Genomic DNA, 15,044 nt, shown 5'->3' with positions numbered 1-15,044 from the left:
CACTTATTGCAGCGTCTCGTATTCCGTCTCGTAGGTGTCGAGCACGGCCTGACCCGCATCGCCGGCCATCTCCACGTAGGCGGCAGAGGCCGGGCCGAACATCGCCTCGCGCAGGGCGGCGCGTTCCGCATCATCGGCCACGCGGGTGTTGGTGCCCGCCTCCTCGATGGCGGTCATCGCGGCATCCACGGCCTCGGCCTTGTGGGCGACCAGTTCGGGGATGACCTCGGCGAAGGCGTCGGTGATGACGGTCTTGTATTCATCCGGCAGGCTGTCCCAGAACATCGGGTTGAACAGCACCACGTCCACCATCGCACCATGGTCGGATTTCACGAGGTAATCCTGTACTTCGAAGAACTTCATGTTGAAGATCGTGTCGAGCGGGTTTTCCTCGCCGTCCACCACGCCGGTCTGGAGCGAGGTGTAAAGTTCGCCAAACGGCAGCGCGATGGCGGATGCGCCAAGCGCGTTGAACTGCTCGATGAGGATCGAGCTGTCCATGACGCGGAATTTCTGGCCTTCGAAGGCAGCCAGGTCATCCAGCGGCTGGTTCGAGGTGAACTGCTTGGTCCCATTGGGCCACAGGTCGAGCGCCACAAGGCCCTTTTCCGAGAAGCTGTCCAGCAGCTGTTCGCCGAACGGGCCGTCAAGCAGCGTCAGGGCGGCGTCGCCTTCGGGGATGAGGTAGGGAATGTCGAGCACCGACACCACCGGGTTGAAGCCGCCAAGGAAGGCCGCCGGGGCCACCGTGGCCTCTTGCGTGCCAAGCTGGGTGCCTTCGGTCATCTGGCGCTGGTTGCCCAGCTGACCCTGCGGGAAGATCTGGAATTCCACCGCGCCATTGGTGCGTTCCTTCACCAGTTCGGCCACCTTCTCTAGGTGCACGTGGCGGCTCTGGGCGGTGCTTTCGAGGTGGCCGATCTTGGCCACGAACTCCTGCGCCAGCGCCGGTGAGGCCAGCGCCACCCCCGCGGTCAGAGCCGAGATCAGAATGGATGTCTTGAACATGTCCGCGTGTCCCTCTTGCAGCTGTCTGGCCGCTGTTTTCACAAAAAGGTCACTCTGGGCAAGCCAACGCTGCGCAAAACCGCAACGAAACGGTGAAAAGCCGGCACGAACGGCTAAAGCGGCGTCACCGTCAGCTCCACCCCCGGGTCTGGGCGGACTGTCATGTGCATGATCGGTGTGGGCTTAGGCCCCTTTGGCGCGAAGCGGTAACGCGACAGCAGCGTGGCAAGGATGATCCCCGCCTGCATCATGGCGAAATTCGCCCCGACGCAGACACGGGGGCCCGCTCCGAACGGCAGGTGCAGGTAACGGTCCCGCTCCTGCGGGCCGGTGAAGCGGGTCGGGTCGAACTCATCAGGACGGTCCCAGTACGCGTCATGACGGTGCAGCGCCCATGTGTTGACGAAGATCGTCTCGCGCGGGCGGATCTCACGGTCGTACATGGTATCGGGCTGGCGCACGTTGCGGGCCAGCATCCCCACGGGGGGATAAAGCCGCATGGTCTCGTCGAGGATGGCGGTGATGCCCGGCATGCGGTCCAGTTCTCCGTGGCCGCAGGGGCCGCCCTGAAGCACTGACCGCGCCTCGTCGCGGGCGCGGGCCTGCGCGGGTTGGTCGTGTGCCAGCAGGTAAAGCGCCCAGGCCAGCGACAGGGCCGTGGTCTCGTGCCCGGCGACGATGAAGAACTGCATGTTGTGCAGCAGATCTTGCGGCGACATGGTGCGCCCGCTCTCGGGGTCCTTCGCCGCCAGCATGTGATCGAGCAGATCGTCCGCGCCGCCCGTCGCCTCGCGCCGCCGCGCCTCGATGGCCTTGGAGACCATGGAGTGCATTGTCTTCACCGCTCCCCGGCCGAACAGCTCGGCCGGGCGCGGCACCCAATGCGGCACCTCAAGAAAATCGAGCAGCGAGGCCCGTCCTACCGTCAGGAAGTACTTGGTGATCGCATCGCCATAGGCATCTGCATCGAAGTGCTCCCGCCCGGACAGGGCGACATCACAGATCACGTCGAAGGTTGCGGACAGCATCTCGGCCACCATCTCGGCGCTCGCGCCGCGGCTGAGCCTTTCGCAGGCGCGTTCGGCGGTGGCGGTCATCATGGGGGCCAGCGCCTCGACATTGCGGGCGGCAAACACCGGCGCGATGGCCCTTCGCTGCCAGCGCCACTGCGATCCTTCCGAGGTGAAAAGGCTGTCACCCACCGCCGGGCGCAACATCCGCAGCATCACCTCGGATTTTGGATAATTGACGACGTTGTCGAGGAAAATCCGCTTCATCCCCTCGGGGCCCTGCACCATGTGCCAGCGCGCGCCGCCAGTGCTGCCAGTGACGATGGGCTGGGTGTAGGCGATGCCGGGGATGATCCGCAGCACGTTCTGGCGCGCGGCCTTGAGGCTGGCCAGCATCCCGAGAGGCTCGGTCGCGGGCTCGATACGAGGGGGCAGCTGGTCGAGCATGATTATTCCTTGGTCGGTTGCCTGAAAATCTATCGCTCCGCTACGTCCAATCAAGTGATGCACCGTTGCGCTCCTGCTTGTTTTTCGCGCAGCATGTCCCGTGTGCGGGCAGGCTGACGGCCAGCCGCGCGTGAGGCCGGGCAACGACCCGAGGACCTCAGCACCAACAATCCGGGACCGCAGGGTCCCGCCGGGTCACGTTATCGGAGGCACCCCTTGTACCAACGTTTCATCGCCACGGCGTTTGCCGCAGCCTGCACCGTCGCCGGCACCGCTCATGCACAAACCGACATGCCCTTCGCGCTCGACTGGAAATTCGAAGGCCCCGCAGCCCCCTATTTCCTCGCGCTCGATAATGGCCTCTTCGCCGACCAGGAGCTGACCGTCGAGATCTCGGAAGGTGCGGGCTCGCTCGATGCCATCCCGAAGGTGGCAACCGGCGCCTACCCCGTCGGGTTTGCCGACATCAACAGCCTGATGCGGTTCCTCGACCAGAACCCCGGCGCACCGGTGACCGCGATCATGATGATCTACGACAAGCCGCCCTTCGCCGTGGTGGGTCGCAAGTCGCTGGGCGTGGAAACCCCTGCCGATCTCGCAGGCAAGGTGCTGGGCGCGCCGCCGCCCGATGGCGCATGGGCGCAGTTCCCGATCTTCGCCGCAGAGAACGACCTCAGCATGGAAGACATCACCGTCGAGCCGGTGGGCTTCCCCACCCGCGAGCCGATGCTGGCAGAAGGTCAGGTGGCATCGGTGACCGGCTTCTCGTTCTCGTCGACGCTTAACCTCAAGCGGCTGGGCGTGGAAGAGGATGACATCAGCGTCCTCCTGATGGCCGATCACGGCGTGGAGCTTTACGGCAACGCGATTATCGTCAACACCGACTTCGCCGGCGAGAACCCCGAGGCGGTGACCGGTTTCCTTACAGCCATTGCCGGTGGCTGGAAGGCCGCGATGGAAGACCCCGAGGCCGCCATCGAGGCGCTGATTGAACGCAACCCCGCCGCCAATGCAGAGCTTGAGAAAGAGCGCCTGCAGATGGCGATCGACGACAACGTCTACACCGATTTCGTTGCCGAGAACGGACTTGGCGGGATTGACGACGACCGCATGACCGCCGCGATCGAGCAGACGAAATCCGTCTACGAGTTCCAGAACGAGCCTGATGCGTCGCTTTATTTCAGCAGCGAATACCTGCCTGACGCCGACGCGCGCATGCTGAAGTAAGCGGCCCCGCCCCGGCCCCGCATCCGCGCGGGCCGGGGCCTGCCTGACATGACCGATCTCATTCAAATCAAAGGCGTGACTCACGCCTATCGCACCCCGAACGGCCCCCTGCCCGTTCTGGACGATCTCAACATCAACGTCCCCGAGGGCGAATTCGCCGCCGTGGTCGGCCCTTCCGGCTGTGGCAAGTCCACTCTCACGCGGCTGGTCGCGGGCCTGATGAAGCCCGACAGCGGCGAAGTCTGGTTGCATGGCAAGCGTGTGACCTCGCCGCGCAAAACCGTGGGCATGGCGTTCCAGAACCCCGTGATGCTCGAATGGCGGACGATCCTGCAGAACGTCATCCTGCCTCTGGAAATCGTCGCACCGTCGATGCCCAGGAAGGACCGCGTGGCCCGTGCCGAAGAGCTGCTGGCCCTCGTCGGCCTGTCTGGATTCGAGGACAAGCGCCCCTCCGAGCTCTCGGGCGGGATGCGCCAGCGCGCCTCTCTGTGCCGGGCTATCGTGCACAAGCCTGACGTGCTCATCATGGACGAGCCGTTCGGCGCGCTCGATGCCTTCACCCGCGAGGATCTGTGGCAGACCATGCACGAACTGCGCGCCAAAGAGCCCTTCACCGCCGTGCTCATCACCCATGACCTGCGCGAAAGCGTGTACCTCGGGGATCAGGTGTTCGTACTGTCGGGACGCCCGGCGACGACGCAATACGTGATGAACGTGGACTATCCCGGCGAGGGTCTGCGCAAGCTCGACGGGCTTTATACGCCCGAAGCGGCGCAGATGCTGGCCACCTTGCGCGAGCAGATCCAGATCGCCCAGGGGCGCCAGCCCGGACCGGAGGTGCACTGATGGAGCGGTTTCAGAAAGTCGCCGTGCCCATCGCGGCGATCCTCATCTTCGTTGCCCTGTGGGAGGCGCTGGTCTGGGTCAACGGCTGGCCCGACTATGTCATGGCCTCGCCCTCGGACCTGCCGGCGGCATATTCGCGGTTTTGGGAGCTGTTCCTGACGGGCAGCTGGCAAACCCTGTGGCGCACGGTGGCCGGCCTCACGCTTGCGGTTGTCGCGGGCACGGGCCTTGGCATGATCATGGGCTTTTCGCGGATCGCGCGGGATGGGCTTTACCCTCTGCTCGTGGGCTTCAACGCGGTGCCCAAGGCGACGCTGGTGCCGGTGCTGGCACTGCTCTTCATCGGGCAGCACGATTTCAACACCGTGATGATGGCCTTCCTGATCTCGTTCTTCCCCATCGCGGTGTCCGTCGGGATCGGGCTGTCGACGCTCGAGCCGGAATACCGCGACATCCTGCGCTCGCTCGGGGCGTCGAAGGTGACGATCTTCCGCAAGATCGCACTGCCTAAGACCCTGCCGGAGTTCTTCGGCGCACTGAAGGTTTCGGTGACGCTGGCCTTCATCGGGACCAACCTCGTGGAGATCATCTCGCCCCACGGGCGGGGCCTCGGGGCGCTGTTCCTGTCGGGCCAGACCAACAGCAACTACCCGCTGATGTTCGCGGTGCTGATCGCCTTGGCTGTGCTGGGGATCATTCTCTATTACGCGGTGGTCGCGCTCGAGAAGATCTTTGCCGGATGGGCCGAGCGCCCCGGAGGCTGAGCCTGTCCCAAGTTCAAAGAAGAAGCGCCGCCCCAGTGGGCGGCGCTTCTTCTTGCCTGAACGCTGGCCTGCATGATCCAGCGGTAGCCGCGCATCGCCGGTCCGCGGGATGGCGATGCGGCGTTCGAGCCTCTCGATTTATCCCGGCCACGTCCGGAAGACCTAAACAGATTTCACCCAGATCAGCCAAAACGCCAGCCCAGGGGGCGGGCCGGCGATGCGCGGCGGCTTCGCCTTGTTTCCGCGCGGGTAGGGAAAGGACCGATCAGCAGCTGACGAAAATCGTGCAAGATTACGCCTGAGAGGGGCAAGTCAGACCAGAAACTACCGCCATGCACGAACGACTGCCAGCGTGGGCAGAGCTCTAACCCCTGCCCACCAGAAACCGCTTAATCGGCCACGCAGTCGGCGAAATACTCCATCTTGCCGTCCGGCCCCTTCTCCTGCACCAGCCCGTGAATATCGGTCTCGAAGCCGGGGCATTCGCGGGCGAATTCACGGTTGAACTTGAGGTACTCCACGATCTTGCGATTGAACACCTCACCCGGGATCAGCAGCGGGATACCCGGCGGGTACGGCGTCACCAGTGATGTGGTGATACGACCCTCGAGATCGTCGATGCTGACCCGTTCGGTGGTCCGGCGCGCGATATGCGCGAAGGCGTCGGCGGGCTTCATCGCGGGCGTCAGGTCCGACAGGTACATCTCGGTCGACAACACCGCCACGTCGTACTTGGCATACTGGGCGTGAACGTGATCGCACAGATCACGCAGCCCCATGCTTTCGTACCGGGGCTGAGTCTTGCAGAACTCGGGCATCACCCGCCACAGCGGCTGGTTGCGGGCGAAATCGTCCTTGAATTGCTGCAGCGCCGTCAGAAGCGTGTTCCAGCGGCCCTTGGTGATGCCGATGGTGAACATGATGAAGAAGGAATAAAGCCCCGTCTTCTCGACCACCACGCCATGCTCGGCAAGGTACTTCGACACGATCGACGCGGGGATGCCCCAGTCCTCGAACCGTCCGTCGAGGTTCAGGCCCGGCGTGATGATCGTCGCCTTGATCGGGTCGAGCATGTTGAACCCCGGCGCCATGTCGCCGAAGCCGTGCCAGCTGTCCGACCCGGTGGGTTCGACCCCTTCCGCATCGGTGCGCTTGAGCACCCAGTCGCGGGTGCGGCCCATGCCATCCTGATTATGGTCGAAATCCTCGGGGCCCCAGACCTGGAACCACCAGTCGTCGCCGTATTCCTCTTCGACCTTCGCCATGGCGCGCCGGAACTCAAGGCTTTCGACGATGCTCTCCTCGACCAGCGCGGTACCGCCCGGCGGCTCCATCATCGCCGCCGCCACGTCGCACGACGCGATGATCGAATACTGCGGCGAGGTGGAGGTGTGCATCAGGTAGCTCTCGTTGAAGAGATGCCGGTCCAGCGGCACCTCCTCGGCATCCTGCACAAGGACATGGCTCGCCTGCGAAATGCCCGCCAGAAGCTTGTGCACCGACTGGGTGGCATAGGTCACCGACTTCTTGGTGCGGCCCCGCTTGCGGCCCATGGAATGGTACTGGCCGTAGAAGGAATGGAAGGCCGCGTGGGGCAGCCACGCCTCGTCGAAATGCAGGTTCTCGATCCATCCATCGAGCAGCGACTTGATCTCTTCGGTGTTGTAGAGAACCCCGTCATAGGTCGACTGGGTCAGCGTCATGATGCGCGGCTGCACCTTGTCCGCATCGTAATCCTGAAGCAGCGGGTTGGCGCGGATCTTGGCCTTGATGGCCTCGGGCTCGAACTCGGAGCGTTGGATCGGGCCGATGATGCCCCAATGGTTACGGGTGGGCTTGAGGAATACCGGAATGGCGCCGGTCATGATGATCGAATGCAGGATCGACTTGTGGCAGTTGCGGTCCACGACCACAACATCTCCCGGCGCGACGGTGTGATGCCACACCATCTTGTTCGATGTCGACGTGCCGTTGGTCACAAAGAAACAATGGTCGGCGTTGAAGATCCGTGCGGCATTGCGCTCGGACGCGCCGATAGCACCATTGTGGTCCAAGAGCTGGCCCAGTTCCTCGACCGCGTTGCAGACGTCGGCGCGCAGCATGTTCTCGCCGTAGAACTGGTGGTACATCTGGCCGATGGGCGATTTCAGGAAGGCGACGCCCCCCGAATGGCCCGGGCAGTGCCACGAATAGGATCCGTCCTCGGCGTAATCCAGCAGCGCCTTGAAGAACGGCGGCTGGATGGACTCCAGATAGCCCTTGGCCTCGCGGATGATGTGCCGGGCGACGAACTCGGGCGTATCCTCGAACATGTGGATAAATCCATGCAGCTCGCGCAGGATGTCGTTGGGGATGTGGCGCGACGTCTTGGTCTCGCCGTAGAGGTAGATCGGCACCTCGGAGTTTTTCCAGCGCACTTCCTCGATGAACAGGCGCAGGTTCTCGATCGCGGGGTCCAGATCGGGGCCGGCGGTGAATTCCTCGTCGTCGATGGACAGCACGAAGGCCGAAGCGCGGCTTTGCTGCTGGGCGAATTGCGACAGGTCACCATAGCCGGTGACGCCCAGCACCTCGAAGCCCTCGGATTCGAGCGCGCCGGCAAGGGCGCGAATGCCAAGGCCCGAGGAATTCTCGGAGCGGAAATCCTCGTCGATGATGACGATGGGGAAGCGGAACTTCATGGGCTCTCCTTTCGGGGAAGGACGGCCCGCAAGGCCGCCCCTGTTGCCACGGTTCTTTCCCGTGCCGCCGCGTTCGTCAACAGGTCGCGACGAAAGCCCGCGTTACTGGATGGTAATATCCACCCGCTGGCTTTCCCCGGTCGAGCCCGGGATTTTCAGGTGGTACTGTCCCGGCTTGATGGCGAGGAACTCGATTTCCATGGTGCCTTCCTCGTCGAACTCGAGGCTCTCAAGCCCGAAGGGCCGGATTTCCAGCCCGTTGATCACCACCTCGTTGACCCAGATCGCCCGGAAAAACCCCGGCCCCTCGACCGCCAGCTCGCCGGTGCCGTCCGCCTCGATCTCGAGCTCGTAGAGCATCCCGGACTTGAGCGTGATCGGCCCGTCCGCCAGCGGCTGGCCCACCGACAGGGTGATGCCAGGCATCTCGCCCTTGTTGGTGTTCGACAGCACCCCGGCGAAGCCGAACTCATGGGCGGCGGCGGGGATAGCTGCAAGCGACAGGGCGGCGGCAAGAGCGATGGATTTCATGGGCATGTCCTTTCAGATGAGATGAGGGGAAAGCGTGGCAGGTGTGCCGCGCAGATCGAGCACCCGGCTGGCAAGGCGGTCTGCCTCGGCTCTGGCATGGGTGACGAAGATCGTGGCCGGGCGGGCCTCGGTGATGAGTTCCTCGGTGAGGGACAGCATCTGCTCTGCAAGCTCCGGGTCGAGCGACACGAAGGGCTCGTCCATGATCAGCATTTCGGGCCGCCCGGCAAAGGCCCGCGCCAGCGCAAGGCGGCGCTGCTGGCCAAGGCTGAGCGCGCGCGGGAAGGCATCGCCGCGCCCGCCAAGGCCGACCCGGTCCAGTGCGGCGTCGGCCTGCGCCTCAGTCAGCCCGTCATGAATGAGCGTGAGGTTCTGCCGGGCGCTGCGCCACGGCAGGAGGGTCGGTTCCTGAAACACCATCGCCATGGTGCCGGGGCGCTGCACATGGCCGTCGAACCGGGTATCAAGCCCCGAAACGATGCGCAGCACCGTGGACTTGCCGATGCCCGAAGGCCCCACAAGCGCCACGGTTTCCCCCCGCGCCACGGTGAAATGCACGTCGCGCAGCACCTGCGTGGGGCCGAAATGCTTGGCGAGGATGTTCACCTGCACCGCGGCGCCGTCCCCGGCGGGGCGCACCGGCGTCACCGGCTGCCCGATGAAGACACTCCCGTGGGTCATTCCACCGACGCGAAAAGGCCGTCCGGGACGACCGAAGCCTGCCCCACCAGCTCTTCGCCTCCAAGTTCGCCCATCAGCGCCAGAAGCTTGCCTGCCGCCTCGGAGTCCACGGGGGCACGTTCGGGCACGCCCGCCAGCCAATCGGTACGGAGCTGATCGAACTGAGCGTCGCTGCCCGCGTTCATCATCGGGCGGATCGCCTCCCATGCGGCAGGGTCCGACAGGTGCTCCTTGGCGTCGCGGCTGGCATCGAAAAACGCCTGCGCGAGACCCTCATGTTCGGCGAGGAAGCTGTCCTTGAAGTAGTAACCCAGCAGCGGCACGTCCGGATCGAGGCCCAGCGCCGTGGCGGCGGTCTCAACCGAGATCAGCTCGCGCATGCCTTCGGCCTTCATCTTGGCAAGGAAGTGCCAGAAGTTGATGGCGCCGGCGTAATCCCCGCCCAGCGCGGATTTGAAGATCAGTGGCGGCGCGCCGAAGACCTGTTCGGTCCCGGCCTTGAGGTCAAAGCCTTCCTCCTGCTCCGCGTAGGCCCGCAGGATCAGCCATGACTTGTCCAGAGGCCCGCCCGCGATGCCGATCTTGCCGCCCTCGAGATCCGCGAGGGTCTTCGCGTCCGACCCATCAGGCACCACCACGCCACCCACGGCGCGGGAATAGGGGATGACCGTGTAGTCCTTGCCCGCCGCGCGTTGGCGGGCGACCCAGATCCAGTCGGCCACGGCCATGTCCGCCTCGCCGCCCTCGACCGCGATGCGCGTGGCGCCGTTGTCAGCGTAGGGCTGCAGTTCCAGCTCGAAGCCGTGGGCCTCGTCAAAGCCCTGATCGACGATGGTCTGAAGCTCCCAATTCACCGTGCCGATCTTGAGCGTCGCCGCCCGGATCACCGGCAAATCCTGCGCCATGGTGCCGGTCGCGGCCACGGCGCTTACCGCAAGCGCGGTCAGAAATCGTTTCATGGTCCCCTCCCAAGGATGCGCCGCCTCTCCCGTGGCGGCGCTGCTGGCTCACTCAGCGCGGCGGTTCACTTCTTGGAATTCCGCGTCAAGTTCGATGTCGAACTGGCCCTGCCCCTGACAGATCACGTCGTCGAGGTCGTATCCGCCTTCGTCAGTCATTTCGATGTCGTCCGGATCAACCTCGCATTTCATCTCGGTCATCATCTCGGCGATGGTCGCCTTGGCCTCTTCGCTGACCTCGTGGTCATCAGCCAGAACCGGCCCGGCAAGGACCGCAGCGATGGCGGCAAGTGCAAGTGTCTTCATGGTCTTTCCTCCCTGCGGCCACGTGGGCCGCTCTTGCATCCTGGGTGCTGCCCCCCTGCGCTGTCGACCCGACCAAAGGAGGGGTGACGCTCCTCACGTTGCGGCAGCCCCGCCTGGAATGGTTACGTGTGGCACGGCTGCTTCTTCTCGGCAGGGCGAGATCGCCACGCCCTTCGTCAGTACGGCGTGATCGCCACGCGCACCTTCAGTAGGGCGTGATGGCCACGCGCTCCTTAGTACGGCGTGATCGCCACGCCCCAGGGCTGCTGCCCCACCTGCACGGACTTGATGGCTTCTTCCTTCTCCACGTCGATCACCGTGATGTCGTTGGAGTTGCCGTTGGTCGTGACGAGGTACTTTTGGTCATGGGTGAAATCCATCTGCCAGACCCGCTGGCCCACCATGATGTAATCCACCACCTCGAGGCTCGCGCCATCGATCACCGCCACCCGGTTGGCGGGCCCAAGCGCCACGAAGATGCGACTGGCGTCCTCGGTGATCTTCACCCCGACGGGCTGGAGCCATTCCGGAAGCACCCCCGGCACCTCGAATTCGATCTTCTGGCGCAGGGTCGGTGTGCCATCCTCGGCCACGTCAATCACCGATACCGTGCCGCCGATCTCGGAGCTGACGAATAGGCGGCTGCCGTCCGAGGTGTACTGCGCATAGCGCGGGCGCTGATCCACGAGGATGTTGTGCTTGATCTGGTAATCCTCGGTCGAGATGAAATGCGCCATGTTGGTGGTCTCCGAGGTGTTCACCACCCACTGGCTGTCCGGCGAGATCGCCATGCCCTCGGGCTCCACCCCCACTGGCACCTCGGCAAGGATCGAATGGCTTTCCGTATCCGTCACGGTCACGAGGTTGTCGTCCTCGTTGGCGATATAAAGCGGGCTGCCCGAGGGGTGGATGACGAACAGCTCCGGGTCCGGGCCTGAGGGCAGCGTATAGAGCTCTTCGTAGGTTTCGGTGTCGAAGACCCGCACCGTGTCATCGTCACTGGCGCAGACGTAAAGGAGCGATCCGTCCGGCGACAGGGTGATGCCCCGGGGTCGGTTGCCACCGTCGAACTCGGTCAGCACCTCCCAGCTTTCGGTATCGACCACGGTGATCGTGTTGCCCCGCTCGTTCGATACAAAGGCCTTGCCGGCCATGGCGCCGGTTGCGGACATCAGAAGGGCGGTCGTCAGAGCCAAGTGTTTCATGTCGGTCCTCACTGGAAAGCGGTGCAATCAGATTCAGGCTCATCGAGCCCCAGCGTATCGAGCGGAGAGGTCTGGTGCAGGAACCCCTCCTGCGGGCTGACACTCACGGTGATGCGCCCGTCATGAAGCAGCACCGGCTGGCGCAGCTGACCATTCCACGGACGGAAGGTGACCTTCTGCCCCTTGAAGGCGGCCAACTCGAAGGCATCCGACAGGATGAACGCCTCGAGCTCGGCCGGATCGGTGGTGTTCGCGCGGGTCACCGCCTCGCCCAGAACCCGCAGGGCAAGCCATGTGTTGTAGTCCTCCTCCTGCACATGGCGGCGGGTGAGCGCCTCGAAGCGGTTCTGGAACTGCGTCGCGCCCCAGGCCTCGTGGGCGGCGTGGATGGTGACCGGGCGCAGCCCGGCGCTCCCCATGACCGGGCGCGGGGTCCAGAGGTGATAGGGCAGGTAGGCGGCGAAATAGTCGGTGGCATCGGCGGCGATCACCACGTCATGGGATTCGGTGCCTTGCATGAAGGTCGGCAACTGGCGCTGCACCATGACATGGCCGCTGTCGGTGCGGCGGCTGCCGCCCGTGTCCTCGAACTCGCGCTCCTCGACGATGGTGGCGCCGAACTTGGTGGCGGCGCGGCGGTAGGCATCGGCCAGCGCGCGGTCCTCGGGGTTCGACCCGGTGATCAGAAGCCAGCGCTTCCACTGCTTCCAGACCGCGAACTGGGCCACCGCCTCGGCCTTCATGGCATCGCTCGGGGCGATGTGCAGCAGGTTGGCGCGGCACTGGTCGCTGCGCAGGCCCACGTCCGGCGCGCGGGTGTTCAGGACCAGCGCCCCCGCCTCGGCGGCCTTGTCCGCAAGATCCGTAAGTTCGGACGCCTTGGCGTCCACAGCGATGAAGCGAATACCATCCGCCAGCAGCGCTTCCATCGCGGCGGCGGCCTCCTCGGGGGGCGCGGCGCGGGTCACCGTCTCGTAGGTGTGGCCAAGGAAGCTGCCGGTGGTGGCGTTGTCCTCGTCCGCGAGGGCAGCCCCGGCGAAGGCCAGATCATCGGGGCGCACATCGTAGCGCGAGATCGGCAGCAGGGCGTCGTAATCCACCCGCAGCACCCCGGCGCGTACGTCCAGCGCCTGCGCCATGGCGCTGCTCATCAGCAAGGCAGCCGCTGCCATGAGCGGCTTCATTGGTATCGGCATCGTCTCCTCCCATGGCCCGCTCTCCCTGCGGGCCGCCCCGATCCTGAGACCCGTTTCGCCAGACGCGAAACCTATACTTCCGGAGCGGTTGCGAGAAGGATGGTAACGGCGGCACCATTCACTGCGACTCTTATTTTCTGAGAAGGCACCGATGCTTGGCAAAGCGATCCTGTTTGGCCTGACACTCTGCGCGGCACCCGCTGCACGGGCGCAGGAAGGGTCTGTCGCCTTCTTCGGGATCACTCTTCTGGACTCCAGCCTGCAAACCGCTGAGCTGGGGGCGGACCCCGCCGAGGCCGCCCGGATCGATATGCTCAAGGCGCTGGTGACCGAGCGGTTCGAGGCCGAAGGCTACACGCTCGTGGATCTTTCCCCGGTGGCCGAGGACCGTGCGCGCATCGTCAACCCGGCCAAGTGCTACGGCTGCGACACCCGTATGGCGACAAGGCTGGGGGCCGATTATTCACTGGTGGGCGAGGTTCAGAAGGTCTCGAACCTGATCCTGACCATGAACCTGCAGATGCGCGATGCCGCCAGCGGCGACATGGTGCGGGGCCGCGTCGTCGACATCCGGTCGAACACCGATGACAGCTGGCGGCGGGGCATGGCGTATATCTTGAAAACCGCGTTCTTCAGGGAGGAGGAAGAATGAAACGACGTTCCTTTATGACAATGACGGCGGCGCTTGCGCTGCTTCCGGGAATGGCTCTGGCCCACGGGCCGACCCGCCAGAAGGTCACGCTGACCACCGAGGTGGCGGCCGAGCCGTCCGAGGTCTGGGCCGCCATCGGCGATTTTCAGGACCTGACGTGGCACCCGGCGGTGGTCTCGCAAGAAGGCCAGGGCGGCAACGAGATCGACGCGACGCGAGATCTGTACCTGTCGGAACAGGGGGCCGAGGGGCCGATGATCTCGGAGGTGCTATACAAGTATGACGCGGACAAGATGACCTACAGCTACCGCATCACCGAGGTCGCGGTCGAGGTGCTCCCCGTAACCAACTACTCGTCCCATCTTACGGTCAAGCCGCGTGATGGCGGCGGATCGGTGGTGGAATGGCGCGGGGCGTTCTACCGCGGCTATCCCAACAACGATCCCCCCGAAGAGCTGAACGACGAGGCAGCGATCGCAGCCGTGTCCGGCGTGTACCAAGCGGGGCTCGATGCGCTGGTCGAGATGTTCGGTGCGCCGTCGTCCTGACCTGATCGGGGCGCTTCTTGCCGCCCTGCTGGCGGTGCCCGCGGCTGCGGACATCGCCTTCGTCACCTGCCAGAACGCCGACACGGTGAGCGTGATCGACCTCGACACAGGGCTTGAGCGCGCACGCTGGTCCGTGCCCGGCAAACCGGCGGGGGTGGCGGTGGATCCCGGCGGCGCGGTGTACACCGTGTCTCCGGACAGCAAAACAGTGCGCCGCCACGACCTGACCGGCACAGTCACCGCCGAGGCGGTGCTCGACGGAGGCCCTATCGGCGTGGCGCTGGACGCAGCCCGGGATCGCTTGTTCGTGTCCGACTGGTACAATGCCCGGGTCTTCGTGCTCGATGCGGTGGCGCTGGAGGTGATTACCACCCTGCCAACCGCCGCCGCCCCGGCGGGGCTGGCACTATCGCCTGACGGGTTGCTCCTTGCCGTGGCAGAACGGGATGCAGACCGGGTGAGTCTGTTCGATACGGAAAGCCTCGCGGTGTTGCACACCGCCGCCGTGGGCAGCCGCCCCTTCGGCCTCAGCTTCGCGCCGGACGGACGGCTGTTCGTGGGCAACGTGGGCAGCAACGACGTGACGGTGATCGACCCTGGCGTCGGTGAGGTTCTGGCCACCGTGCCCGTGGGAGAGCGCCCCTACGGCGTCGCCTTCGCCGCTGGCCGCGCCTTTGTCACTAACCAGTACCAGAACAGCGTGAGCGTTCTCAGCCTCGAGGATCTCGGCCCTGTCGCCACGCTTGACGTGGGCGAATACCCCGAAGGCATCGCGGCCACCGAAGACGGCACCATCGTGGTTGCCAACTGGTTCGACAATTCGCTGAGCCTCATCGACGCCGCCACGCTCAAGGTGACCCAAGGCCCCGCCACCGCCGACGGCCCGCGCGCCTTTGGCGCATTTCTCTATCCCGGCCATCTCCCCTAGCCCGGAGGGCAGAGGGGGCGCTGCCCCCGTCTCCTGAAGAGGCTCCCCCGGC

At 64.9% G+C, this 15,044-nt stretch carries 15 protein-coding genes; 6 read left to right on the top strand and 9 right to left on the bottom strand.

The window, feature by feature from the left end; all coding sequences use genetic code 11:
• Positions 1 to 3 precede the first annotated feature (3 nt).
• Both IEX41_RS15540 and IEX41_RS15535 read right to left on the bottom strand, forming a co-directional pair.
• Complete coding sequence (locus IEX41_RS15540; protein ID WP_188791169.1) at positions 4 to 1,008, bottom strand: TRAP transporter substrate-binding protein; 1,005 nt, start codon at positions 1,006 to 1,008, stop codon at positions 4 to 6.
• Between the two features lie 113 nt (positions 1,009 to 1,121).
• Positions 1,122 to 2,465 (bottom strand): cytochrome P450, encoded by a 1,344-nt coding sequence (locus IEX41_RS15535; protein WP_188791168.1) that lies wholly within the window; start codon positions 2,463 to 2,465, stop codon positions 1,122 to 1,124.
• A 216-nt stretch (positions 2,466 to 2,681) separates the two neighbouring features.
• Between IEX41_RS15535 and IEX41_RS15530 the strand changes: the two genes are divergently transcribed.
• Genes IEX41_RS15530 through IEX41_RS15520 form a run of 3 tightly spaced genes read left to right on the top strand, consistent with a single transcriptional unit; the run spans position 2,682 to position 5,305 of the window.
• Positions 2,682 to 3,692 carry an ABC transporter substrate-binding protein gene (locus IEX41_RS15530; protein WP_188791167.1) on the top strand — a complete coding sequence of 337 codons (1,011 nt, stop codon included), beginning with the start codon at positions 2,682 to 2,684 and terminating at the stop codon, positions 3,690 to 3,692.
• A gap of 48 nt (positions 3,693 to 3,740) precedes the next feature.
• Positions 3,741 to 4,541 carry an ABC transporter ATP-binding protein gene (locus tag IEX41_RS15525; protein ID WP_188791166.1) on the top strand — a complete coding sequence of 267 codons (801 nt, stop codon included), beginning with the start codon at positions 3,741 to 3,743 and terminating at the stop codon, positions 4,539 to 4,541.
• Positions 4,541 to 5,305: an ABC transporter permease gene (locus IEX41_RS15520; protein ID WP_188791165.1), complete on the top strand. Its 765-nt coding sequence runs from the start codon at positions 4,541 to 4,543 to the stop codon at positions 5,303 to 5,305. Before IEX41_RS15525 ends, IEX41_RS15520 begins: the two co-directional genes overlap by 1 nt.
• Positions 5,306 to 5,694: 389 nt before the next feature.
• On the opposite strand, the gene IEX41_RS15515 is transcribed toward IEX41_RS15520, so the two are convergent.
• From IEX41_RS15515 to pedA1, 7 genes are all read right to left on the bottom strand, one after another.
• A complete protein-coding gene (locus tag IEX41_RS15515; protein ID WP_188791164.1) occupies positions 5,695 to 7,986 on the bottom strand; it encodes an arginine/lysine/ornithine decarboxylase in 2,292 nt (763 codons plus the stop codon).
• Positions 7,987 to 8,088: 102 nt separating this feature from the next.
• On the bottom strand, positions 8,089 to 8,517 hold the full coding sequence (locus IEX41_RS15510) for a cupredoxin domain-containing protein (protein ID WP_188791163.1): 429 nt from the start codon (positions 8,515 to 8,517) through the stop codon (positions 8,089 to 8,091).
• A 12-nt stretch (positions 8,518 to 8,529) separates the two neighbouring features.
• The gene (locus tag IEX41_RS15505) at positions 8,530 to 9,198 is read right to left on the bottom strand and encodes an ABC transporter ATP-binding protein (RefSeq protein WP_188791162.1); all 669 of its coding nucleotides are present in this window, start codon (positions 9,196 to 9,198) and stop codon (positions 8,530 to 8,532) included.
• Complete coding sequence (locus tag IEX41_RS15500; RefSeq protein ID WP_188791161.1) at positions 9,195 to 10,157, bottom strand: ABC transporter substrate-binding protein; 963 nt, start codon at positions 10,155 to 10,157, stop codon at positions 9,195 to 9,197. The genes IEX41_RS15505 and IEX41_RS15500 overlap by 4 nt, the downstream gene beginning before the upstream one ends.
• Before the next feature lie 48 nt (positions 10,158 to 10,205).
• Positions 10,206 to 10,463: a PepSY domain-containing protein gene (locus tag IEX41_RS15495; RefSeq protein WP_188791160.1), complete on the bottom strand. Its 258-nt coding sequence runs from the start codon at positions 10,461 to 10,463 to the stop codon at positions 10,206 to 10,208.
• 233 nt (positions 10,464 to 10,696) lie between these two features.
• Entirely contained in the window at positions 10,697 to 11,668 is a 972-nt protein-coding gene (locus IEX41_RS15490) for a YVTN family beta-propeller repeat protein (RefSeq protein WP_188791159.1), read from the bottom strand.
• Positions 11,669 to 11,676: 8 nt separating this feature from the next.
• A complete protein-coding gene (gene pedA1, locus IEX41_RS15485; protein ID WP_188791158.1) occupies positions 11,677 to 12,864 on the bottom strand; it encodes a lanthanide ABC transporter ABC transporter substrate-binding protein PedA1 in 1,188 nt (395 codons plus the stop codon).
• Between the two features lie 151 nt (positions 12,865 to 13,015).
• Here pedA1 and IEX41_RS15480 point away from each other — a divergent pair, with 151 nt between their 5' ends.
• The 3 genes from IEX41_RS15480 to IEX41_RS15470 are packed head-to-tail and all read left to right on the top strand — an operon-like array spanning position 13,016 to position 14,992.
• Positions 13,016 to 13,516, top strand: coding sequence for a DUF3280 domain-containing protein (locus IEX41_RS15480; RefSeq protein WP_188791157.1), 501 nt, complete (start codon positions 13,016 to 13,018; stop codon positions 13,514 to 13,516).
• Complete coding sequence (locus IEX41_RS15475; RefSeq protein WP_188791156.1) at positions 13,513 to 14,064, top strand: SRPBCC family protein; 552 nt, start codon at positions 13,513 to 13,515, stop codon at positions 14,062 to 14,064. The genes IEX41_RS15480 and IEX41_RS15475 overlap by 4 nt, the downstream gene beginning before the upstream one ends.
• On the top strand, positions 14,027 to 14,992 hold the full coding sequence (locus IEX41_RS15470; protein ID WP_188791155.1) for a YncE family protein: 966 nt from the start codon (positions 14,027 to 14,029) through the stop codon (positions 14,990 to 14,992). Before IEX41_RS15475 ends, IEX41_RS15470 begins: the two co-directional genes overlap by 38 nt.
• Positions 14,993 to 15,044: the final 52 nt, after the last annotated feature.

The sequence above is a fragment of the Salipiger pallidus genome (assembly GCF_014643635.1).
GTDB lineage: Bacteria > Pseudomonadota > Alphaproteobacteria > Rhodobacterales > Rhodobacteraceae > Salipiger > Salipiger pallidus.
Note: the sequence above shows the minus strand (reverse complement) of the source record. Positions and strands in the feature narration are given on the sequence as shown.

Coding starts and splice junctions, on each gene's coding strand:
- IEX41_RS15540 (WP_188791169.1), bottom strand. CDS start 1,008: ATGTTCAAGACATCCATTCTGATCTCGGCTCTGACCGCGGGGGTGGCG.
- IEX41_RS15535 (WP_188791168.1), bottom strand. CDS start 2,465: ATGCTCGACCAGCTGCCCCCTCGTATCGAGCCCGCGACCGAGCCTCTC.
- IEX41_RS15525 (WP_188791166.1), top strand. CDS start 3,741: ATGACCGATCTCATTCAAATCAAAGGCGTGACTCACGCCTATCGCACC.
- IEX41_RS15520 (WP_188791165.1), top strand. CDS start 4,541: ATGGAGCGGTTTCAGAAAGTCGCCGTGCCCATCGCGGCGATCCTCATC.
- IEX41_RS15515 (WP_188791164.1), bottom strand. CDS start 7,986: ATGAAGTTCCGCTTCCCCATCGTCATCATCGACGAGGATTTCCGCTCC.
- IEX41_RS15510 (WP_188791163.1), bottom strand. CDS start 8,517: ATGAAATCCATCGCTCTTGCCGCCGCCCTGTCGCTTGCAGCTATCCCC.
- IEX41_RS15505 (WP_188791162.1), bottom strand. CDS start 9,198: ATGACCCACGGGAGTGTCTTCATCGGGCAGCCGGTGACGCCGGTGCGC.
- IEX41_RS15500 (WP_188791161.1), bottom strand. CDS start 10,157: ATGAAACGATTTCTGACCGCGCTTGCGGTAAGCGCCGTGGCCGCGACC.
- IEX41_RS15495 (WP_188791160.1), bottom strand. CDS start 10,463: ATGAAGACACTTGCACTTGCCGCCATCGCTGCGGTCCTTGCCGGGCCG.
- IEX41_RS15490 (WP_188791159.1), bottom strand. CDS start 11,668: ATGAAACACTTGGCTCTGACGACCGCCCTTCTGATGTCCGCAACCGGC.
- pedA1 (WP_188791158.1), bottom strand. CDS start 12,864: ATGCCGATACCAATGAAGCCGCTCATGGCAGCGGCTGCCTTGCTGATG.
- IEX41_RS15480 (WP_188791157.1), top strand. CDS start 13,016: ATGCTTGGCAAAGCGATCCTGTTTGGCCTGACACTCTGCGCGGCACCC.
- IEX41_RS15475 (WP_188791156.1), top strand. CDS start 13,513: ATGAAACGACGTTCCTTTATGACAATGACGGCGGCGCTTGCGCTGCTT.
- IEX41_RS15470 (WP_188791155.1), top strand. CDS start 14,027: ATGCGCTGGTCGAGATGTTCGGTGCGCCGTCGTCCTGACCTGATCGGG.